This window comes from Mesorhizobium onobrychidis (genome assembly GCF_024707545.1).
GTDB classification, from domain to species: Bacteria; Pseudomonadota; Alphaproteobacteria; order Rhizobiales; family Rhizobiaceae; genus Mesorhizobium; species Mesorhizobium onobrychidis.
In genome coordinates this window covers 2169228-2189878 of record NZ_CP062229.1, presented here as the reverse complement: position 1 = coordinate 2189878, position 20651 = coordinate 2169228, and the positions used below count along the sequence as shown (strand labels likewise).

At 62.4% G+C, this 20651-nt stretch carries 17 protein-coding genes, 1 tRNA gene and 2 pseudogenes; 12 read left to right on the top strand and 8 right to left on the bottom strand.

Annotation, left to right across the window (positions count from 1 at the left end):
* Nucleotides 1–91: 91 nt before the first annotated feature.
* On the bottom strand, nt 92–274 hold the full coding sequence (locus tag IHQ72_RS10765; RefSeq protein ID WP_374120342.1) for a hypothetical protein: 183 nt from the start codon (nt 272–274) through the stop codon (nt 92–94).
* Nucleotides 275–496: 222 nt separating this feature from the next.
* Between IHQ72_RS10765 and IHQ72_RS10760 the strand changes: the two are divergent.
* From IHQ72_RS10760 to IHQ72_RS10750, 3 genes and pseudogenes are all read left to right on the top strand, one after another.
* Nucleotides 497–1397: pseudogene (locus IHQ72_RS10760) on the top strand (LysR family transcriptional regulator).
* A 467-nt stretch (nt 1398–1864) separates the two neighbouring features.
* Nucleotides 1865–2824, top strand: coding sequence for a DMT family transporter (locus tag IHQ72_RS10755; RefSeq protein WP_258122424.1), 960 nt, complete (start codon nt 1865–1867; stop codon nt 2822–2824).
* 23 nt (nt 2825–2847) lie between these two features.
* Nucleotides 2848–3033, top strand: a complete 186-nt coding sequence (locus tag IHQ72_RS10750) for a carbon-nitrogen hydrolase family protein (protein WP_258122423.1) — start codon at nt 2848–2850, stop codon at nt 3031–3033.
* A 41-nt stretch (nt 3034–3074) separates the two neighbouring features.
* Here the strand turns inward: IHQ72_RS10750 and IHQ72_RS10745 are convergent, their stop codons facing one another.
* From IHQ72_RS10745 to selD, 3 genes are all read right to left on the bottom strand, one after another.
* The gene (locus IHQ72_RS10745; RefSeq protein WP_258123798.1) at nt 3075–4100 is read right to left on the bottom strand and encodes an alpha/beta fold hydrolase; all 1026 of its coding nucleotides are present in this window, start codon (nt 4098–4100) and stop codon (nt 3075–3077) included.
* A gap of 86 nt (nt 4101–4186) precedes the next feature.
* On the bottom strand, nt 4187–4756 hold the full coding sequence (locus IHQ72_RS10740; protein ID WP_258122422.1) for a TetR/AcrR family transcriptional regulator: 570 nt from the start codon (nt 4754–4756) through the stop codon (nt 4187–4189).
* A 169-nt stretch (nt 4757–4925) separates the two neighbouring features.
* Nucleotides 4926–5999: a selenide, water dikinase SelD gene (gene selD / locus IHQ72_RS10735; RefSeq protein WP_258122421.1), complete on the bottom strand. Its 1074-nt coding sequence runs from the start codon at nt 5997–5999 to the stop codon at nt 4926–4928.
* A 478-nt stretch (nt 6000–6477) separates the two neighbouring features.
* Here selD and fdnG point away from each other — a divergent pair, with 478 nt between their 5' ends.
* From fdnG to IHQ72_RS10690, 9 genes and pseudogenes are all read left to right on the top strand, one after another.
* Complete coding sequence (gene fdnG / locus IHQ72_RS10730; protein ID WP_258122420.1) at nt 6478–9564, top strand: formate dehydrogenase-N subunit alpha; 3087 nt, start codon at nt 6478–6480, stop codon at nt 9562–9564.
* 11 nt (nt 9565–9575) lie between these two features.
* Nucleotides 9576–10526: a formate dehydrogenase subunit beta gene (gene fdxH / locus IHQ72_RS10725; RefSeq protein WP_258122419.1), complete on the top strand. Its 951-nt coding sequence runs from the start codon at nt 9576–9578 to the stop codon at nt 10524–10526.
* On the top strand, nt 10513–11208 hold the full coding sequence (locus IHQ72_RS10720) for a formate dehydrogenase subunit gamma (RefSeq protein ID WP_258122418.1): 696 nt from the start codon (nt 10513–10515) through the stop codon (nt 11206–11208). Before fdxH ends, IHQ72_RS10720 begins: the two co-directional genes overlap by 14 nt.
* Before the next feature lie 152 nt (nt 11209–11360).
* A complete protein-coding gene (gene fdhE / locus IHQ72_RS10715; protein WP_258122417.1) occupies nt 11361–12278 on the top strand; it encodes a formate dehydrogenase accessory protein FdhE in 918 nt (305 codons plus the stop codon).
* A gap of 7 nt (nt 12279–12285) precedes the next feature.
* Nucleotides 12286–13704 (top strand): L-seryl-tRNA(Sec) selenium transferase, encoded by a 1419-nt coding sequence (selA, locus tag IHQ72_RS10710; protein ID WP_258122416.1) that lies wholly within the window; start codon nt 12286–12288, stop codon nt 13702–13704.
* Nucleotides 13691–14497, top strand: coding sequence for a tetratricopeptide repeat protein (locus tag IHQ72_RS10705; protein ID WP_258122415.1), 807 nt, complete (start codon nt 13691–13693; stop codon nt 14495–14497). The genes selA and IHQ72_RS10705 overlap by 14 nt, the downstream gene beginning before the upstream one ends.
* Nucleotides 14494–16326 (top strand): annotated as a pseudogene (gene selB, locus IHQ72_RS10700) (selenocysteine-specific translation elongation factor); the annotation flags it as partial. The gene IHQ72_RS10705 and the pseudogene selB, both read left to right, overlap by 4 nt.
* 126 nt (nt 16327–16452) lie before the next feature.
* Nucleotides 16453–16548 (top strand) — tRNA-Sec (locus IHQ72_RS10695).
* 16 nt (nt 16549–16564) lie between these two features.
* Nucleotides 16565–17014: a hypothetical protein gene (locus tag IHQ72_RS10690; protein WP_258122414.1), complete on the top strand. Its 450-nt coding sequence runs from the start codon at nt 16565–16567 to the stop codon at nt 17012–17014.
* 68 nt (nt 17015–17082) lie between these two features.
* Here the strand turns inward: IHQ72_RS10690 and IHQ72_RS10685 are convergent, their stop codons facing one another.
* The 4 genes from IHQ72_RS10685 to IHQ72_RS10670 form a co-directional block, all read right to left on the bottom strand.
* Nucleotides 17083–17889: an ABC transporter permease gene (locus IHQ72_RS10685; protein WP_258122413.1), complete on the bottom strand. Its 807-nt coding sequence runs from the start codon at nt 17887–17889 to the stop codon at nt 17083–17085.
* Nucleotides 17886–18896: an ATP-binding cassette domain-containing protein gene (locus IHQ72_RS10680; protein WP_258122412.1), complete on the bottom strand. Its 1011-nt coding sequence runs from the start codon at nt 18894–18896 to the stop codon at nt 17886–17888. Before IHQ72_RS10680 ends, IHQ72_RS10685 begins: the two co-directional genes overlap by 4 nt.
* A gap of 192 nt (nt 18897–19088) precedes the next feature.
* Entirely contained in the window at nt 19089–19598 is a 510-nt protein-coding gene (locus tag IHQ72_RS10675) for a superoxide dismutase family protein (RefSeq protein WP_258123797.1), read from the bottom strand.
* 132 nt (nt 19599–19730) lie between these two features.
* On the bottom strand, nt 19731–20507 hold the full coding sequence (locus IHQ72_RS10670; RefSeq protein WP_258123796.1) for a sulfite exporter TauE/SafE family protein: 777 nt from the start codon (nt 20505–20507) through the stop codon (nt 19731–19733).
* Nucleotides 20508–20651 lie beyond the last annotated feature (144 nt).

Genomic DNA, 20651 nt, shown 5'->3' with positions numbered 1-20651 from the left:
GACGTTTAAAGGCATGATATTGTTGGATTTTTTCGGCAAATAGTCGGAAAAAGGCTCCGGCGTCAGTCCAGGTTCTGACCGCCTTGGTGCGTCACGCGACAGCCATAGCCCGGCGGCTGGCAACAGAGGTCGACTGGCGCCACTCCAGCTTGTCAGGCGTGATCGTTAGCGCACGGATACGCCGCCCTGCGGCGTGGAGGATGGCGTTGGCGATTGCCGGCGCGACGCCGACCATTGCGATCTCGCCGAGGCCGTTTACGCCGAGAGAATCCACTTACGGGTCTTCCTTGTCGACGAAGATCACGTCCACGACGGGCGGCGCGTCGGCGTGAACCGGCACAGCATATTCGGCGAAGTTGCGTTCGTGACGCGCCCGTTGCGGTTGTCGATCACCGAACGCCTGATCCGTTTAGGACATTCCACGTCGATCGTGCCCGGGTGCAACTCGTCTCACTAGCTTGTATAACTAGTATCGACTTATCGGCATGAGCCATAAATGCAGCGTGGAAGACATGATATGCTTCTGGCCTTTCTGGCCGTCGCACGGGAAGGCAGCTTCACGCGGGCCGCCGCGCAGCTCGGAATTTCGCAGTCCACACTGAGCCACACGATCCGCGAACTCGAAGAGCGCCTGGGCCTTCGACTGCTGACCCGCACAACCCGCAGCGTTTCACCGACAGCGGCCGGGGAGCGCCTGCTTCGCAACATTGGCCCGCATTTCGAGGAGATCGAGGCCGAACTCGACGCATTGAGCGAGTTGCGGGAGAAGCCTGCCGGCACCATTCGTCTCACCGCCAGTGACCACGCATTCAAATCCGTGCTCCGGCCGAAGCTGGCGAAGCTGCTGCCGAGCTATCCCGACATCATGGTCGAGGTCTTCATGGACAACGCACTGACGGACATCGCCGCAGAACGGTTCGACGCCGGCGTGCGACTCGGAGAGCAGGTTGCAAAGGACATGATCGCCGTGCGCGTCGGACCGGATATCCGCTTCGCTGTCGTTGGTGCGAAGTCCTATTTCGCCAAGCGGCCGCCGCCAACGACGCCGCAGGAGCTAACCGGTCACATTTGCATCAACCAGCGCTTTTCCACCAATGGCGGGCTGTGGGCCTGGGATTTCGAGCGAGACGGTCGCGAACTGAAGGTGCGGGTGGACGGCCAGATCGTCCTGAATGGCACCTTCGAGATTCTCGAAGCCGCGCTGGATGGTTTCGGCCTCGCCTATGTGCCGGAGGACGTGGCGGAGCCTCATCTTGAGAGCGGTCGTCTTGTTCGGGTGCTGGATGAGTGGTCCCCGCCTTGGCCAGGATATCACCTCTATTATCCCATATCCCAGCCGCCGTCAAACGTCCCCCGCTTTCGCCCTGCTCGTCGACGCGCTTCGACACAAAAACTGATTTATGTCGGTCGATCACCCAGCTTCGAAAGGGTGGTTATAAGGCTCAGGTCGGGCGCTGGCAGCTCGTGGCCCACGCAGACGTTCAACTGCTCCGACTGAACGTCTGAAAAGCGCAGCGTTGCGGACCAGTCTGAGAATCGAAAAGCCCGCGCCTCCGGGAGAGGACGCGGGCAACGGTCTGTTGGGATCAGAGGGACTGATCCAGTTGTAATCTGGGTACCTTCCATGATCAGCGCATCGGTCAAATGGATGAAAGCCCGCGCCAGGGAGAGAAGGACGCGGGCTGTGATCGGCGGGAGGATCCGATCTGGCAGCATTTGTCTACGGCTGCAAAAGCCGAACTTTCGTCGCTGGCCTGTGTTCCACACGGAAAAAACCGCCGCACAAGGATTGGTGAAATAGGTGGCGTTGCTGCTCGGCAAGACGCAGCAATCTTGCTAAGATCGGCGGTGGGAGGAGACGGACATGCAATCGCTGCCGATAGCCCATCCAAGCGTAGCGAAGGCGACAGCCGGGGTATCGCTTCCTCTCGCCTATTCCACCGCGACGCTCTGCTGGCTCCTGTCCGCCGGCGTCTACATCGCAGCCAAATGGGTTGCCCCCGAAATGCCGCCTTGGGCGCTCTGCTTCTGGCGGCTGGCGCTCGCCTGCGCGATCCTGCTGCCTATCGTCCATCGTCATCACGGGGCGATGCTCGTGCTGATCCAATCCCGGGCGATCGAGGTGCTGGCCATCGGTGCCATCGGGCTGACCCTCTGTCAGGGCATGATCTACACGGGCCTCAATTACACCGACGCGACGACCGCCGGTATCATCATGGCCCTGTCGCCGATCATGACCATGGTGCTTGCCCGCTTCGTGCTCGGCGAGCCCCTCGGCGTCTGGAAGGCGCTTGGCGCGCTGCTCGCTCTGGTCGGGATGGTGGTGATCGTAGCGCGCGGCGACCTTACCGCGCTGATGCGGCTCCAGTTCAATCCCGGCGAGTTGTGGATCGTCGGCAGCGCGTTTTGCTGGGGCCTCTACACCGTGCTGCTGCGTCGCTCCAAATTCTCTATCGAGCTTCTGCCGATGGTGGTCCTGCTGCTAGGAGCCGGCGCGCTGGCCGCACTGCCCCTTTATCTCTGGGAACTGTTTTCCGGCGAGCGTTCGGCGCTGCATGCGAACGGCCTTCTGGCACTCGCCTATGTCGCTGGCCCGGGCGGCGCTCTGATGTATTACCTCTACAACCGCAGCGTCGAGACGCTTGGCGCCGGGCGCGCCAGCATGCTGCTCTATCTGCAGACTGTCTTCGTCGCCGTGCTCGCTTCTCTTTTTCTTGGGGAAAGCATGCACGACTACGACCTCGCCGGCGCTGCCTTTATCGTCGCCGGCCTGCTGCTCGCCACCGCGATCAAGCCGAGGCAGCGCACGGTGCATGTCGCGTAGGGAATATCCGCATCGTCGCCTATGTGAACCATTGCGGCGCGGACGACCTTTTCTGCTATGCCGGCCTGTCAGCGATCGGCGCCCCCGACGGCACCCTTCTGACCTCTGCCGACAGCAAGGCCGAGGCATTGCTTATCGCCGACATCCGGCCGCACGACTTTGCAGCGTCAGCTATCGCCGCTCCCTACCTGCGTGACGTGCACCTGTAGAGGCGCGCCGGCCGCTAGAATGCAGGGCTCCCCCTAGGCCGCTACGCCGGGAAACGCCGCTTCAGCCAGTCGACCATGAGGGCGGTGACCTCTTCAGGCTTCTCCTGCTGGGACCAGTGTCCGCAACCAGCGACCACGTGTTTCTCGAGATCGGCTATGTGGGCGTCCATTCCATCCATCAGCGCCGGGGCAAGCACGACATCGTCCTCGGCGGCAATCATCAGGGACGGCACTTTTATCGTTTGGTCGACGTTCAAGCCGGCTTTCCAGTTGTGCGACAAGTTGCGGTACCAGTTGATGCCGGGCGAGAAACCAGTGCGCTCGAAGCTCTCGACGTAGAAAGCAAGCTCGTCCGGCGTCAGGATCAATTCGCCGGGTAGCGATTTGGGTTCCGGCCGCTCAAGTGCCTTGATGAAGGTCATGTGCCGGGCCTGCGGCGGCAGTTTGGCGTATTGCGCGGCGGTGATGACGCCCTTGCGCATATTGTCTCTGAACACGCGGGCCACGTCGTGCGCCATTAGCCGGTCGGCGAGATCACCATCCTCGAACATCAGCACATACATCTCGGGACTGTAGACCTCTCGCATTTGCGTGATCGGGTCTTTGGTCTCGTCGGCCACGAACGGCTTGTCGGGCGCCGTCAGGCCTCTGGTGAGGCTCGGATGCAGCCACAGCATCTCATGAGGAATGAACGGTGTATTCACGCCGATGACGCCAGCAACACGCTTCAGGTGGAAAAGCGGCATCTGCCACGCCACTAGGCCGCCCCAGTCGTGGCCAACGAACACGGCCTTTTCGACACCGAGCGCATCGAGCAGGCCGACGAGGTCGTCGGTCAGATGCGCCATATCATAGTCCTCGACCTTTGATGGCCGATCGGTCAGGCCATAGCCGCGCTGATCGGGAACGATGACGCGGTAGCCGGCGGCCCCCAGCGGCGCAATCTGGTGGCGCCAGGAGAAGGCGAGTTCGGGAAAGCCGTGCAGCAAGACCACCGCCGGCCCCTTGCCGGCTTCGTAAACTGCCATATTGATGCCGTTGGTCCGAACGTATCGGACGGGCGACATGATCCTTGTTGTGCCGAGGGCCGGCACGAAAGGCGCAATGAGACTGCCGGCGGTGCCGAGAAGCACCGCTCTGCGGGAAAGACTGATCATGGCAGAAGTTTCCGTAGTTGCTCGAACTCTGATCGAATGACGGCCGGGCAGGCCGAGACGTTCTGGCCGGCGCGGATCAGGACGAGAATGCCCTGGTAGAGAAGCAGAAGCCTGACGACCAGGAGATCGGCTTGCCCTCCCCCAATCTGGCGCTCGACGACCCGTCTGATGGCAGCTTCCAGCATGGCGAAGCCTTCGGCGAGACCTTCAGAGGCGACCGACGGCCGCGCGCCGAACTCGACGGCAGCATTCGTCAACAGACAGCCATTCTCGTCGGATTCCGGAGCGCACAGCAATGACAGGAACAATTGTTCCAGACCGTCCAGATCGTTTGCCTCGCCGACGTAAGTCTCGATCCGGCGGCGGATGACGGCATCAACGTAATAGCCGAATGCCGCCCGATAGAGACCTTCCTTGTCGCCAAAGGCATTGTAGATCGAGCCGGATGTCAGGCCCGTGGCGTTGCCCAGATCCTTAATAGAAACGCCAGCGAAACCGCTTCGCCGAAACGCGTCCATCGCGTCATGGAGCACGGCGGCTTCGTCAAACGATCGCGGTCTGGTCATCTAGGGTCTTTCTAAAATTGCCATTCTAGAATAGCCGATATAAAACCAGCGTCAAGCGGCCTTGGGAGACTTTGCAGGGGCCGGAACTCAGATCGGGAATGCTGGCGAATGGGTTGGTTCGCTGGCGCTGATTATCCGGGCACCCGCGCCAATCACAGGTTTAACGGCTTCACTGGACCGTTATCGCGGGTGCGCCGGGCTCGACATGGCCGATCACGCAAGCCGACGTGTAACCTTCCGCGACAATCTTTTCGACCAGGGCCGCCGCTCTGTCGCGCTCGCAGGCGACGAGCAGCCCGCCCGAAGTCTGTGGATCGGTAAGAAGATGGCGCCGCCACTCCGGCATATCGGCAGGCAGGAGCACCGCGTCGCCATAGCTCGCCCAGTTGCGCCGCGAAGCGCCGGTGACAAATCCTTGCTCTGCCAACAGCACGGCTTCGGAAAAGAGCGGAACGTCGCGATCCCGAATGACCAGAGCACAGCCTGAGCCGCGCGCCATCTCGAGAGCATGTCCGAGCAGCCCGAAACCGGTCACGTCGGTGATCGCATGGACGCTCTCGTCCTGCGCGAGCTCCGAACCGATCCGGTTGAGCAGGGTGGTCGAGGCGATCATCTCGACATAGCTGCTGGGCGGGAGTGCCTGCTTCTTGATCGCGGCGGAGTAGATGCCGACGCCGAGTGCCTTCGTCAGAATCAGGGCGTCTCCCGGCCTCGCACCCGAATTGCGCCGGACGTCTTCGGGCCGGCATGTACCGATCACGGCAAGACCATAGATCGGCTCCGGCGAGTCGATCGAGTGGCCGCCGGCGACCGGGATTCCGGCGGTGGCGCAAACTGCCCGTCCGCCCTTCAAAATGTCCCGGACCATATGCGTCGGCATCTTGTCGAGCGGCATACCGAGAATGGCCAGCGCCATGATTGGCCGGCCGCCCATCGCATAGACGTCGGAGATCGCGTTGGTCGCGGCGATCCGGCCGAAATCATACGGATCATCCACCATGGGCATGAAGAAATCAGTGGTGGCGATGACACAGGTGTCGTCGTCAAGCTGCCAGACTGCAGCATCGTCTCCGGTCTCGGTGCCGACAAGAAGCTGACGAAAGGGATTGGCCTCGACCTGGTCTGCGAGAAGCTGCTGAAGGACGGACGGCGCCAGTTTGCAGCCGCAGCCGCCGCCATGGGCGAGGCTGGTCAAGCGAAGCACGGGAGCGTCGGCGACCTCAGGCGCGAGGACAATCGCCATGGCAAGCCTCCCTGGATTGGAACCGAGCGAGATACCGAGCCTGCGGAATTGGCCTTGGCCGCACGCCGGCGATCGATCGGGACCGATTGGACGGAAACGGAGAGATCAGACGCGGAAACGGTAAGGGCGGTCCGAATACGTTTGGCGAGAGGGGAAAAGCGGGACACATGCGCAGCACCGGAGCGCACGTTTACGCCACCGTCGGCCGTCGTCCGAAAAGCGCCCCGGCACGCGGGAGCCGTTTCCAATACCACGCTGCACTCTAAGATCATCCGTGGACAAGCGTCAATCGCACTCTCTCATCCAAAAACATGAGTACAGATATCAACTATAAACCACTATGAAATGCAGAGCAGTCGGCGGCCCCGGTGCAACGCACACTTGGCTTTGTTTGACATTGTCCTATTTTGGATCAAAATGCATTCGTACCCTTGGTTCGGGATGCCCTTCGGAGCATCCGCTTCGGGAGGACATTCAAATGAACATCGAATTGTCACGGCGCGCGTTCCTGCAGACGGCAGGCGCGGGTCTCGCCGGTACTACGCTTGGAGCTCTCGGTTTCGGCGATATCGAAGCCGCACATGCCAAGGCGATACGATCCTTCAAACTCGCCAACACCACCGAGACACGCAATACCTGTCCATACTGCTCAGTGGCGTGCGGTGTGATCCTCTACTCAAAGGGTGATCTCAGGAAGGGCGAAAAGGCCGAGATCACCCATATCGAGGGCGATACCGACCATCCGACCAACCGCGGCACCTTGTGCCCCAAGGGCTCGGCCCTGCTCGGCTTCGTCAAGGCCCCGACCCGCTTGCAACAGCCGATGATCCGCAAGCCCGGGGCGGACAAGTTCGAGCCGACAACGTGGGAAAACGCGCTTGACCGTATCGCCCGCCTGATGAAGGACGATCGCGACCAGAACTTCGTCGCGACGAACAATGACGGTGTGACGGTCAACCGATGGATTACCACCGGCTTCCTCGCCGCTTCGGCGACGACTAATGAAACCGCGTTCGAGACCTACAAGGTGGTCCGTAGCGCGGGCATGCTGGTGTTCGATAATCAGGCACGTGTCTGACACGGCCCGACGGTGGCGAGTCTCGCCCCAACATTCGGCCGCGGAGCAATGACGAATTCCTGGACCGACATCAGGAACACCGATCTTGTCGTGATCATGGGCGGCAATGCCGCCGAGGCCCATCCTTGTGGCTTCAAATGGGTCACTGAGGCGAAGGCCAACCGTGGCGCCAAGCTCATCGTCGTCGATCCGCGCTACACGCGCTCGGCTTCGGTGTCGGATCTCTATGCACCAATCCGTCAAGGCACGGACATCGCGTTCCTGCTCGGACTGATCAACTATTGCATCGAAAACGACAAGGTGCAGCGGGACTATGTGAAGGCGTTCACCAACGCTGGCTATGTCGTCAAGCAGGGCTTCACCTACCAGGATGGCCTGTTTTCCGGCTACGACGAGGCGAAGCGCGACTACGACAAGTCGAGCTGGGACTACGAGATCGGCGAAGACGGCTTCGCCGTCGTCGATGATACGCTGGCAAATCCTCGCTGCGTCTGGAACCTGCTGAAGAATCATGTCGCGGTCTACACGCCGGAAATGGTCGAGCGCATCTGCGGCACGCCGAAGGATAAGTTCCTGAAGGTGGCCGAGATGGTGGCGGAGTGCTCGTCGCCGACCAAGGCGATGACCTCGATGTACGCGCTCGGCTGGACGCAGCACTCGAAGGGCTCGCAGAACATCCGCGCCATGGCGATGCTGCAGCTCATTCTGGGCAATATCGGCATTCGTGGCGGCGGCATGAACGCGCTGCGCGGCCACTCCAACATCCAGGGACTGACCGATGTCGGGCTGATGTCCAACTTGCTTCCTGGCTATCTGACGCTGCCCAACGAGAAGGAACCGGACCTCACCGCCTATATGTCGACGCGCGGTTTCAAGCCGCTCAGGCCGAACCAGATGAGCTACTGGCAGAACTACAGGAAATTCTTCGTCAGTTTCCAGAAGGCCATGTACGGCCCGGCGGCAACCCCGGAAAATGACTTCGCCTACGACTACCTGCCGAAGCTCGACGTGCCCGGCTACGACGTGCTGCGCGCCTTCGATATGATGCACCAGGGCAAGATCAACCTGTATCTTTGCCAAGGGTTCAACGCGCTGCAGTCGTTCCCCAACAAGCAGAAGATCACGGCCTCGCTCTCCAAGCTCAAGCTCCTGGTCGTCATGGACCCGTTGGCTACCGAGACGGCGCGCTTCTGGGAGAACCACGGCGCGCACAATGACGTCGATCCGTCGGTGATTCAGACCGAAGTGATAGAACTGCCGTCGACGTGCTTTGCCGAAGACGACGGCTCTCTTACAAATTCGGGGCGCTGGCTACAGTGGCACTGGGCCGGCGGCACACCGCCGGGCGAGGCCAAGCGCGACACCTGGATCATGGCGCAGATACATCTTCGCCTGAAGGAACTCTATCGCAAGGAAGGGGGCGCCTTCCCCGATCCGATCCTTAATCTCCACTGGCCCTATGCCGATGCGGGCGATCCGACGGCCGAGGAAATCGCCCAGGAGCTCAACGGCCGGGCGCTCGCGACGGTGACGGACACGACCGATCCGACCAAGGTGCTTGCCGAGACCGGAAAACTGTTACCGGGCTTCGCCGCGCTGCGCGACGACGGCTCCACATCCTGCGGCTGCTGGATCTATTCCGGCTGCTTCAACGAGAAGGGTAACAACATGGCCCGCCGGGACACTGACGATCCCGACGAGACAGGCGCCTACTTGAAATGGGCGTTCTCATGGCCTGCCAATCGCCGCATCCTCTACAACAGGGCTTCGGCCGATTTGAACGGGAAGGCCTGGGATCCCGACCGCAAGGTGATCGAATGGGACGGTGCGAAATGGTCGGGTTACGACGTCCCGGACATCGCGCCGACAGCTAAGCCCGGCGAGGTCGGCCCCTTCATCATGAATCCGGAAGGCGTGTCGCGCCTCTTCACTCGGGGCATGATGCGTGACGGACCGTTCCCGGCGCATTACGAGCCGTTCGAATCGCCCATCGTCAATCCGGTCGCGCCCAACGTCCGGGGCAACCCGGCAGCGCGGGTATTCGAAGGGGATTTCAGGCAGTTCGCCGAGCCGGCCTCGGCGGAGTTCCCCTATGCGGCGACCTCCTATCGCCTGACCGAGCATTTCCACTTCTGGACCAAGCACGTTGTCGTCAACGCAGCGATGCAGCCGGAGTTTTTTGTGGAGATATCGGAACAGCTAGCGGCCGAAAAGGGTATCGCCAAAGGCGGTTGGGTGCGCGTTTGGTCCAAGCGCGGCTCGGTTACGGCGAAGGCGGTGGTAACCAAGCGGATCAAGCCGCTGACCTGTGACGGCAAGACCGTCCACATCGTCGGCATTCCGCTGCACTGGGGCTTCACCGGAGCGGCAAAGAAGGGCTTCGGCCCGAACATGCTGACGCCCTATGTCGGCGACGCCAACATCGAGACGCCCGAATACAAGGCGTTTCTGGTCAATATCGAGCCCATCTCCGGGCCGGTGGCATAGGGAGGCGGCAGATGTTTCCTCCAATTGCCAATCCCTCGGTAACGGACGTGACGCCCCGCTTCTCGGAGAAGGATCTCGTCCGCCGTTCCGCCTCAACGGTACCCGCGCCGGCCGAGCGGCTGACGGAGGTGGCCAAGCTCATCGACGTCTCGAAATGCATCGGCTGCAAGGCCTGCCAGACAGCCTGCATCGAGTGGAACGACACGCATCCGGAGATCGGCGTCAACGCCGGCGTATACGAGAATCCGCCCGACCTGACGCCGGACATGTTCACGCTTATGCGCTTCAGCGAGTGGGAGAACCCAGAGACGAACAACCTCGAGTGGCTGATCCGGAAGGATGGCTGCATGCACTGCGAAGATCCGGGCTGCCTCAAGGCCTGTCCGGCGCCCGGCGCTATCGTTCAATATTCCAACGGCATCGTCGATTTCGTCCACGAGAGCTGCATCGGCTGCGGCTATTGTATCAAGGGGTGCCCCTTCAACATCCCGCGCATTTCCCGCGTCGACCATACGGCTTACAAATGTACGCTCTGCTCGGACCGGGTCGCCGTCGGCCAGGGTCCAGCCTGCGCCAAGGCCTGTCCGACCCAGGCCATCGTCTTCGGCACAAAGGAAGAGATGAAGCAGCATGCCGAGGGCCGCATTACCGACCTGAAGGCGCGCGGGTATGCCAATGCCGGCCTCTACGATCCGCCAGGTGTCGGCGGAACGCATGTGATGTACGTGCTGCATCACGCCGACCAGCCCGAACTCTATTCCGGCCTGCCGAAGGAGCCTAGGATCAGTCCTCTCGTGGAGGCGTGGAAGGGCATCACCAAATATGCCGGCCTGACCGTGCTTGGGGTCGCGGCCGGCGTCGGCCTGCTCCACCATCTGGTGATGGGGCCGAACAGGGTTTCGGACACGGATGAGGAGAATGCCGAACGGCTAGTGCGGAGTGACCGCCATGACAGCGCATGATGTCGAACCTGATAGCGTAGTTCATCCCGGCAAGCCCGTCACGGTGGACCGGTATACGGTGGGCGCGCGGATAAATCACTGGATCACTGCGGCGAGCTTGATCCTGCTTGCCCTGTCCGGCCTCGCGCTGTTTCACCCGAGCCTTTTCTTTCTGTCAGGACTGTTCGGTGGTGGCCAGTTCACGCGCTTCATCCATCCGTGGATCGGTGTCGTTCTCTTCTTCAGCTTCTTCGGGCTTTTCATCCGGTTCTGGAAGGCGAATCTGTGGAAGCGCGAAGATGGGGCCTGGCTCACGCGCTTTCGCGACGTGCTGGCCAATCACGAGGAGAACGTGCCGGAAGTCGGCAAGTATAATGCCGGCCAGAAATTCGTATTCTGGGCCATGTCGGTCTTGATCATCATCCTGATATCGAGTGGCCTGGTCATCTGGGATCAATATTTCTCCGCCTACACGACGGTCGGTCAACAGCGGGTGGCGCTCCTCATTCATGCCATCGCGGCCGTTGCGATGATCGGCGTTTGGATCATCCACGCCTATTCGGCCCTCTGGGTGCGAGGCACGATTCCCGCCATGATACGCGGTTCGGTGACGGGCGGCTGGGCCTGGCGGCATCATCGCAAATGGTTACGGGAACTTGTTACGAAACCGGGCGGAAGATCGGGATCGAAGCCCGCCGAATGAGCGGGCGCTAATGCATGTCGCCCAAAAGTGCGCAGCGGTTTTGGGACAACGACATGCATAAAACAAGAACTTAAAGCGCGTCGCATGAGTCCCTTCAGGCGCGATGCGCTTAGTCAGCCAACCACGTGGCCCGTGTGGTTCGTGAGGTGAGTATGCCAAGGCAGATCGTTCCGTCGGATATCGATCCTACCGCCATCGGTGAGGTCTCGGCGCCGCCTTTCGTCCGTCTGCCTGATCCGACGCGTTTGTTCGTTCGACGCGCGCAGAGGCTGAATGCACTGGCCGAAATCCATGAACTCGGTCCTTATCTCCGCTTCCTCGCTGCTGTCGCCGATGTCCAGCACGGCATACAGGACGGCCTGTCCGATCCGGATCTGCCGGAAACGCAGGTGCGTGAACGGGCGCACGCTTTCGGGATGCCTCCACTCGATCGTGACAGGTTCGCCTCCGGGGCGTTCTTCGAGACACTCGACCGCCTGGTGCTGGCAGCTTCGGCCATCGAGAAGCCTCGGGCCGCGGCAGACGCGCTCGACCGACTGAAGCTGGCCGCGCCTGCAGAGCGCGATGCCATGGTGCGCAACGTGCTCGCCGATGCCATCGCGGCCGACGCATTGGCCGAGCATGTTTATGTCGCGGCGGCGTTGCAGCTTCATTTCGCGCGTCTTGCCGCTTGCCTCGACGCCTCCGCGCTGGTCCCGGTAGGTGACGGCGCATGTCCCGTCTGCGGCGGCCCGCCGGTGTCCTCGATGATCGTCGGTTGGCATGGCTCCCACGGGGCAAGGTTCTGTGCATGCTCGCTCTGCGGGACTCTCTGGAACTACGTGCGCATCAAATGCACCCTGTGCGGCTCGACCAAGGGAATAGGCTATGTGGAAGTCGAAGGCGGACCCGGCACTGTAAAGGCCGAGACCTGCGATTCATGCGGCTGCTATGTGAAAATCCTGCATCAGCACAAGGATCCGAACCTCGATGCGGTTGCCGACGACGTGGCGACGCTCGGCTTGGACCTGCTCGTCCGCGAGAGCGGCTACCGTCGCGGGTCGTTCAACCCATTCCTTGTCGGCTACTGAGGACGCGATGACAGCTTTGCCCGCACGTCGCCTGCGTGATCTTCCATCGGTCGATCAGGTATTGAAGACGCCGCTTGGATCCACGGCTATCCAGCGCTTCGGCCGGCAAGTCGCGACGGCGGCTGTCCGCGCGGCACTTGCCGCAGCGCGGGAGGCCTGCCGTGGCGGAGCAGCAGTGCCGCAGCCCGGCGATGTCGCCGCCGACGCGGTTGAACAGCTGAAGGTGGCAGAGCGCCCTTCCCTGCGTCCGGTTTTCAACCTGACCGGCACAGTGCTGCACACCAATCTCGGCCGCGCGCCACTGGCTGAGGAGGCGATCAAGGCGGTGCGCGCTGCAATGTGCGAAGCGGTCGCTCTCGAGTTCGATCTCGAGACGGGAAAGCGCGGCGATCGGGATGATCATCTGCGTTCGCTCGTTTGCGAACTGACGGGAGCGGAAGACGTAACTGTGGTCAACAACAATGCGGCAGCTGTCCTTCTTGTCCTCAACACGCTGGCGCTCGGCCGCGAGGCGATCGTCTCGCGCGGCGAATTGATCGAGATCGGCGGCTCGTTCAGGATGCCCGAGATTATGGCCCGCGCCGGCGCCAAGGTGGTCGAGGTCGGAACCACCAACCGCACGCATCCGAAGGACTATGTCGCGGCGATCGGCCGGGAGACCGGGCTGGTCCTCAAGGTGCACACCTCGAACTACCGCGTCGAGGGTTTCACGTCTGAGGTGGGTGCGCGCGAACTGGCTTCCATCGCCAAGGCGCAGGGCGTGCCCCTGGTTCATGACCTCGGCTCCGGCACGCTTTTCGATCTTGCTGCCTATGGCCTCAAACATGAGCCAACCGTTCGCGAGGCGATTGCCGACGGCGCGGATCTGGTTACCTTTTCCGGCGACAAGCTGCTCGGCGGACCCCAGGCGGGCTTCATCGTCGGCAGCCAGGCTCTGCTCGCCGCGATCAGCCGCAATCCGATGAAGCGGGCGCTCCGGGTCGACAAGCTTCGGCTCGCCGCGCTGGAGGCGACGTTGAAGCTCTACCGCGACCCTGATCGCCTGGCGGAGAGACTGCCGACGCTGAGATTGCTGACGCGCCCCTCGGCCGAGATCGCAATCCAGGCGGAGCGCCTTGCCCCTGTGGTTGCCAATGCTTTGGGTGAGGCTTTCGTGGTGGAGACAGCGGAATGCCGCAGTCAGGTCGGTTCGGGTGCCTTGCCGCTTGAGACGATATCCAGCGCCGGTCTTGTTCTGCGGGTAAAGTCCGGCGGCGGGAAGTCGCTCGAAGCGCTTGCAGCGGCATTGCGCGGGCTGCGCGTTCCTGTGATCGGGCGCATCGAGAACCGGGCACTTGTGCTCGATCTGCGCTGCCTCGAAGACGAAGCAGGCTTCTGTGTAAACCTCGCCGGCTTCGATCCGGGAGGGACCGATGCGCTGGTTTGAGAACTTCGCGCGCCGGCCGGTCGAAGTGCCCCGGCCGGCTGACGTGCCGGTCGCCGAACGCCTGGCAAAGGCCCTGGAAGCGGCCAGGCGCAGTGACTATGCGGTGGCCTTGGGCATATGGGAGCCGCTGGCCCATGCTGGGGTCGCACGTGCGCAGAATAATATCGGCGCCTGCTTCGCAGAAGGGCTTGGCGTCGAGCGGGACCGCGACCTAGCCTTCCGCTGGCTGGCGCTCTCCGCCGAGGCCGGCGACGCCGTCGGGCAGCGGAACCTGGCGTCGCTCTATTTCCGCGGCGAAGGCATTGCGCAGGACTACGGCCGCGCAGCCGATCTCTATCGAGCAGCCGCAGATCAGGGCGACGGACCGGCGCAGGACATGCTGAGCTGGATGCTGCTCGAAGGCGAGGTGGTCGAACCCGATCCCGCAGAGGCGCGGCGCTGGGCGACTGCCGCCGCCGAGCAGGGAATAGCGCCGGCCATGACGCGGCTCGGCATGATCCATCACAATGCGCTGGGTGTGCCGCGCGATCCCGCTGAGGCAGTCCGCTGGTGGCGTCGGGCTGCCGTGCGCGGGGATGCGGACGGGCAGGCCATGCTCGGCGCCGCCTATCACTTGGGAGCGGGTGTGGAGACCGACGCGGTCGAGGCATATGCCTGGCTTCTGCGCGCGAACGCAGCAGGCAGTTCGCTCGCCGAGCGGTATCTGCCGGCCGCGCGTGCCGGCCTCACCCCTGACGAGACCGCCGAGGCCGAAAGTCGTGCCGCGGCATCATTGACGGGAGACGGATCATGATCGTCGGCACGGCGGGCCATGTCGACCATGGCAAGACCGCGCTGGTGCGTGCGCTGACCGGCGTCGACACCGACCGCCTGCAGGAGGAAAAGGCGCGGGGCATGACCATCGATCTCGGCTTTGCCTACCTGCCGGCACCGAACGGGGACGTCATCGGCTTCATCGATGTTCCGGGGCACGAACGGTTCGTGCATACGATGCTCGCCGGCGCCAGTGGCATCGATTTCGTGCTATTGGTCATTGCCGCCGACGACGGGATCATGCCGCAGACGCGCGAACATCTGGCAATCATCGATCTGCTCGGCATCAGGCGCGGCGCGGTCGTGCTGGCCAAATCCGATCTGATCGCGCCCGCACGGCGCGCCGCCGTTCAAGCGGACATCCGTGCCGCGCTTGCCGATACAGCACTTGCCGAAGCAGACATAATGCCCACCTCGGCCGTCAGCGGTGACGGTATCGACGATCTGCGGCATTTCTTGTTTGAGGAGGCGTCGCGCTTTGCCGGCCGCGCATCCTCTGGACGATTCAGATTGGCGGTCGACCGATGCTTCATAATGCACGGCATCGGCACTGTCGTGACCGGTACGGTCCTTTCAGGATCAGTCGGCGTCGGCGACCACGTTGTCGTCAGCCCGTCGGGCCTGGCGGCGCGTGTTCGCTCGATCCACGCCCAGAACAGGCTGGCTGAGCGCGGGCGGGCAGGAGACCGTTGCGCGCTCAACCTGGCTGGTGACGGCATCGGCAAGGAGGCGATCCGGCGCGGCGACATCATACTCGACCCGGAACTTCACGCGCCGACGGGTCGGATCGACGCAAGGCTGCGCGTCTTGCCAGGAGAGCCTAGGCCGATCGGCCAGTGGTTCCCGGTACGCCTCCACCACGCCGCGGCCGAGGTTGGGGCAAGGGTCGTGCTTCTCAGTGACGAGCCGGTCAGACCCGGCGGCGTCGCCAAGGTTCAATTGGTGCTGGACAATCCGATCGCGGCTGCCGCGGGCGACCCCTATGTTGTGCGCGACACCTCGGCGCAGCGGACCATCGGCGGCGGACGCCTGATCGATCTGCGGGCGCCGAGCCGGAAGCGCCGCACGCCGGAACGGCTTATCCAGATCGAAGCATATGCCGTCCCGGATCCCGAGGCGGCTGTCACCGCACTGCTCGACGCGCCGCCCCATTACCTTGACCTTGGCGCTTTCGCGCGCGACCGGGCACTCGGCAGCGACGAGATGCAGAGACTGGTCGACAACCTCGGACTGGTCTGCATTCCCGTCAGGAAAACGCTGTTCGTTCTCTCGCTGGCACGCTGGATGCAATTCAGGCTCGGCCTGGCCGCGAACTTGAAGACCTTTCACGCGGACAATCCGGATCTGCCGGGAATCGGCATGGAGAGATTGCGCCTTCAGCTTGACCCACGACTTCCGGCGCCGATGTTTGCAGCCGCTCTGCGAATGCTGGCGCGCGCCGGCAAGCTCGCCCTTGACGGCGCCTGGGTGCGGCTGCCCGGCCATGAGGTCCGTCTGACACCTCAGGACGAGACGCTGTGGCTGCAAATCGAGCGGCTCATCGGCGGCTCGACGCGATATCATCCGCCGAGAGTCCGCGATATAGCCGATATGTTGGCGAAGCCGGAAACGGAAATCCGCCGGATCCTGAAACTTACCGGCCGCATCGGGAGAGTATACGAAGTCGCCCATGATCATTTCTTCCTGCGCCCGGCATTGGCCGGGATTGTCGAAATCGTCGACGATCTGACGGCGACGGAGCCGGGCGGGCGGTTTAACGCCGCCCAGTTTCGCGATCGTGCCGGCAGCGGACGCAAGGTTGCCATCCAGATCCTCGAATTTCTCGATAGGCATGGCGTCACTCTGCGACGCGGCGACCTGCGGCTCGTCAACAGGCATCGACGGGATCTGTTTCGCTCGCCGGCCGACAATGAGCCGGCAATAGCGGAAGCTTCTGGAGGAGCATCGTCCCCGGTGGGGCGTCCGGACTTCAAATCCGGGAGGGGCCGCGAGCCGGTCCTTGGTGGGTTCGACTCCCACTCTCTTCCGCCACTCTCGCAAAGGCGCGATGACAGTGACAACCCGCTTTCTCGTTGATCTCAAGACAGCGGCCGAGGCCGCGAAGGTCGCTGAAGGCCGCTTCCGGCGCGAAGCTGCAGTCCGGATAGCTGCGCTCGAACAAGAGCGCGCCTTCGCCTTCAGGCGGCTCAATCTCATGCAGGGGATCGCCGAGGCCATGGCATCGGCCGAGAGTGAGGAGATAGCCGTCGCCAGCGCCTTCGCCACGCTGCGCACGCGACTCGGCTGGAATTCCGACAGCGAAGCGCGTTCGGAGGTGATTGCGCGTTTCGGTCAGGTTGTGCTGGCGATATTCCGGGCTTCGGACGAAGAGGAATCCGCCAACGACATTCCTGAGACCCTGGCGGGTTTCGAACATTGGTATGCCGAAACCCGGGGATCGCCGTTCTGGCTCCTGTTCGAGCGCCAGATGCAGGACACGCCCCGCGTCGACTTTTAAGAAGCGCAGGTCCATCCCGGGGCATTATTGACGCCCAGGCGATCCGGATCGCGACCGTTTAGCTCCTCTCACCTTCTGAGATACAGCCATAGCGTCGTCGGCGCCAGGATCGCGGTCAGCGCCAGCGGCGCGATCAGCGCGAGGACGACCTGACTGAGCGTCGCCCCGCCACCCATCAGCCCGCGCAGCGCCGTCGTCATCAGCGACACTGGGTTGATTTCAACGAAAGCCCGTAGCCAGTCCGGCATGGTGCCGGGGTCGACCATGATGTTGGAGGCGAAGACGAGAGGGAACAGGAAGGTAAAGCCGAGCGTCATCACGGTGGTCGGCGTGCGGATCAGCAGGCCGAGCACGATGAATACCCAGCCCATGCCGAACCCGATGGCGATCAGCATGGCGAAGGCGGCAAGCACGCCAGGGATGCCCGCCTCAGGCCGGTAGCCGAGGATCAGCCCGATGGTGAGAATGATCGAGGCGGCTATCAAATGGCGCAGGATGTCACCCACCATCAGGCCGGCGAACGGAGACAGCGACCAGATCGGCAGCGATCGGAAGCGGTCAAATAAGCCCTTGCCGAGGTCGGTCGACAATCCCATGCCCGAATAGACTGCGTTGAACACCACGGTCTGGACCAGGATGCCTGGTAGGAAGAACTGCAGGTATTCGCCAGGCGAACCGGCGAGCGCGCCGCCGAAGACGAAGGTGAAGAGCAGGGTGAACATGATCGGAGTCATCACCAGATCGAAGAGTTGCTCCGGCACATGCTTGAATTTCAGCACCGCGCGCCATCCGAAGACGAGCGCGTTGGAAAGGGCTGATGGGGTTTTAGGTCGGGCGACCCTTTGCAGCCGCTGCAGGGATGTCGTGTCGATCATGGCTTGTCGCCTCCCTTCCGGCTTTCACCGAGGCCTGGCTGGCCCGTCAGCGCGAAGAAGACCTCCTCGAGGCTGGGTTGGCCCATGGAGAAATCCGACAGCTCGATGCCGGCGGCGACCAGATCGGCCAGCGCCTGGTTGGCGGCCTTCGCCGTGCCGGCAAGGACGGAGAGTTCCGCGCCTTCGGCGCTGCGTTGGACAGGATGTTCCAGGCGTCGTTCCAGAATGGTCGCCGCTTGGTCCAGCCGCGCAACATCGGCGAGCGCGACATGGAGGAAGCCGGAGCCGGTGGCCGCCTTCAATTCGCGGCTGGTACCCTCGGCGATTTTCCTGCCGTGGTCGATGACGGCGATGCGCGCTGCGAGTTGATCGGCCTCTTCGAGATATTGCGTGGTGAGCAGGATGGTGACGCCGGCCTCGGCGAGGCCGCGGATCATGCCCCAGACATCCTTGCGGGCGTTCGGATCGAGGCCTGTGGTCGGCTCGTCAAGGAACAGCACGCCCGGAGTGACGATCAGCGAGGCGGCTATGTCGAGCCGCCTTCGCATGCCACCCGAATAGTCCCTCACCTGCTTCGCCGCCGCTTCGGACAAGCCGAAAGCCGCGAGCAGGTCGTCCGCACGGGCTTTCGCGGCGCGACCGCGAAAACCCCAGAGTCGGGCGAGCAGGACGAGGTTCTCCCGGCCAGTCAAGTCCTCGTCTAGCGAAGCGAACTGCCCGGTCATGGCGATTGCCGCACGGACCTCATGCGGGGCTTGCACGAGATCGTGCCCCATCACTGTCGCGGAGCCGGCGTCGGGGCGCGACAACGTCGCGAGCATCCGCATCAGCGTTGTCTTGCCGGCGCCGTTCGGACCCAGGATAGCGAAAATCATGCCGCGCGGCACATCGAGATCGACACCATCGACGGCGCGCAGCTTGCCGAACGTCTTGACCAGGCCGCGGGCGGAAATGGCTGACTGGGCAAGACCCGTGGCGGGCACGCCCATAGGAGAAGTATCGTTCATGCAATCATCCGGCAGTCGCAAAATGAAGACCAACTTCGGCGCGCTGGCTGCGTCGTCAATTTCTCAGCAGGCGCACGAGCTTACCGTCCGGCCTATCCTCATGCCAGAGGCTCCGACCATCTACCTGGCCGCCGAGCTGAAGCGCCGGTCAGATCATATGTCGGACAGGCCCGCCACTCATCTTGGGGCTTCTCACTCGATCACGGCGCAGGCCTGACGATTTCCGGCATCACCGGCAGGCTGGCTTTTGTAGTCGTCCTGTCCGCCGTGGATCATCAATGCCTTGCCTCGTATCGCCGTTTCTCCACCATCCAGCTTGACCATGCTGTTGAAAACCTGGGCACGCAAAACGCCGTCGGCGCCGACCCGCTGATTTGGCATATCGCCCGCGTGCGGTCCTTTTCCGGCGAGATATCCATGTTCGGCATTCGTCGGATTGAAGTGCCCCCCTGCCGAGTCATGGCCGGTCTGATGGTCGCACTTTCCGGTTTCATGAACATGGAACGCGACCCATTCACCCGCAGGCAGTCCTGTTACCTCCAACGCTATCAGCACGCCGTGCGCCGTCTCGGTCAGCGTGGCCGTTCCGTTCTTCTCGCCAGCCATGTTGACGAATTCGGCTTTCGCGGTCGCGGTGTCCTGAGCCGCTGCAGGCATCGCGACCGCCAGCGCCAACCCTGCTGTTGCAACCAATTTTTTCATCGACTCGTCCTCCGGTTGTCCAAGGAAGCCAAACATCAAAGAGGTCTCTTCGTTCCATTTGGGAATTGAGTTTTTGTCTCCGGCACGGCCGCCAGGGAAGCGACGCCGACAACTTTTTCGATGTGCCCCAGTTTACACCCATTCGAAGAGTTGCGCGGTTTGCCAGCCCGCCAGCAGTATGATGAGAATACCAACGAGCCTGAGAAGCGTCTTTTCTGCGATTGACTTCACTACCCATCCGGCCATCGGCGCTGCGACTACGCCGCCAAGGATCAAGCCGGCGACAGAGAATAGATTTTCCGTTAGCTCTCCTGCCTCCTCCCAGTGGCCCGTTAGCACCGCAAACAAGAAGGTCAGAGACACCGAGAGCGTGATGAGGAACTCGCTGGCATTTACGGTACCAATAACGTAGCGGGGCGTCCCGCCAAAACCGAGAAGGCCCGTCGTTACGATGGGTCCCCATCCACCACCCCCTGCGGCATCGAGAAATCCACCACCAAGCCCAAGAGGAGGTACCGCGCCTGCAGGGACCGGCTTACTCGGGATCCGCCGGAATGAACGGAACAGGAGCCAAGCTCCGACAAGCGCCAGATATGTGGTCACATATGGCTTCATAATCGCTCCCTCAAACGAGGTGAGCACATAAGCGCCGAGAACGCCGCCGAGAACGCCAAATGGCATCAGCCGCCAGAAAAGCTTCCAGTCGATATTGCGATGATAGAGGTGAGCCGAACCCGACGCGGCAGTGGTAAACAGCTCAGCTGCGTGAACTGAAGCCGAAGCGTGTGCAGGAGACACGCCAAACCCCAGTAGCGTGGTCGAAGAAATCACGCCGTAGGCCATGCCGAGAGCCCCGTCGACAGCCTGAGCTACAAACCCTACGAGCGCAAAAAGGATAAATTCCTGCATTTGGCTCTCCAATAAAGCGCGGTTGTAATTGGCGAAAGGAACCCGCTGCCTACAACGGATGCTTCCACAATTCACCAAACGCCTAGCATCGACAATGGTGACGAACGGGAAACTGTCGATCGACATCTTGAGAGCGATCTCGAA

Bases quoted from the DNA above. Each gene is read 5' to 3' on its own strand.
- IHQ72_RS10755 (WP_258122424.1), top strand. From the start codon at position 1,865: ATGCAATCGCTGCCGATAGCCCATCCAAGCGTAGCGAAGGCGACAGCC.
- IHQ72_RS10745 (WP_258123798.1), bottom strand. From the start codon at position 4,100: ATGTCGCCCGTCCGATACGTTCGGACCAACGGCATCAATATGGCAGTT.
- IHQ72_RS10740 (WP_258122422.1), bottom strand. From the start codon at position 4,756: ATGACCAGACCGCGATCGTTTGACGAAGCCGCCGTGCTCCATGACGCG.
- selD (WP_258122421.1), bottom strand. From the start codon at position 5,999: ATGGCGATTGTCCTCGCGCCTGAGGTCGCCGACGCTCCCGTGCTTCGC.
- fdxH (WP_258122419.1), top strand. From the start codon at position 9,576: ATGTTTCCTCCAATTGCCAATCCCTCGGTAACGGACGTGACGCCCCGC.
- IHQ72_RS10720 (WP_258122418.1), top strand. From the start codon at position 10,513: ATGACAGCGCATGATGTCGAACCTGATAGCGTAGTTCATCCCGGCAAG.
- fdhE (WP_258122417.1), top strand. From the start codon at position 11,361: ATGCCAAGGCAGATCGTTCCGTCGGATATCGATCCTACCGCCATCGGT.
- selA (WP_258122416.1), top strand. From the start codon at position 12,286: ATGACAGCTTTGCCCGCACGTCGCCTGCGTGATCTTCCATCGGTCGAT.
- IHQ72_RS10705 (WP_258122415.1), top strand. From the start codon at position 13,691: ATGCGCTGGTTTGAGAACTTCGCGCGCCGGCCGGTCGAAGTGCCCCGG.
- IHQ72_RS10690 (WP_258122414.1), top strand. From the start codon at position 16,565: ATGACAGTGACAACCCGCTTTCTCGTTGATCTCAAGACAGCGGCCGAG.
- IHQ72_RS10685 (WP_258122413.1), bottom strand. From the start codon at position 17,889: ATGATCGACACGACATCCCTGCAGCGGCTGCAAAGGGTCGCCCGACCT.
- IHQ72_RS10680 (WP_258122412.1), bottom strand. From the start codon at position 18,896: ATGAACGATACTTCTCCTATGGGCGTGCCCGCCACGGGTCTTGCCCAG.
- IHQ72_RS10675 (WP_258123797.1), bottom strand. From the start codon at position 19,598: ATGAAAAAATTGGTTGCAACAGCAGGGTTGGCGCTGGCGGTCGCGATG.
- IHQ72_RS10670 (WP_258123796.1), bottom strand. From the start codon at position 20,507: ATGCAGGAATTTATCCTTTTTGCGCTCGTAGGGTTTGTAGCTCAGGCT.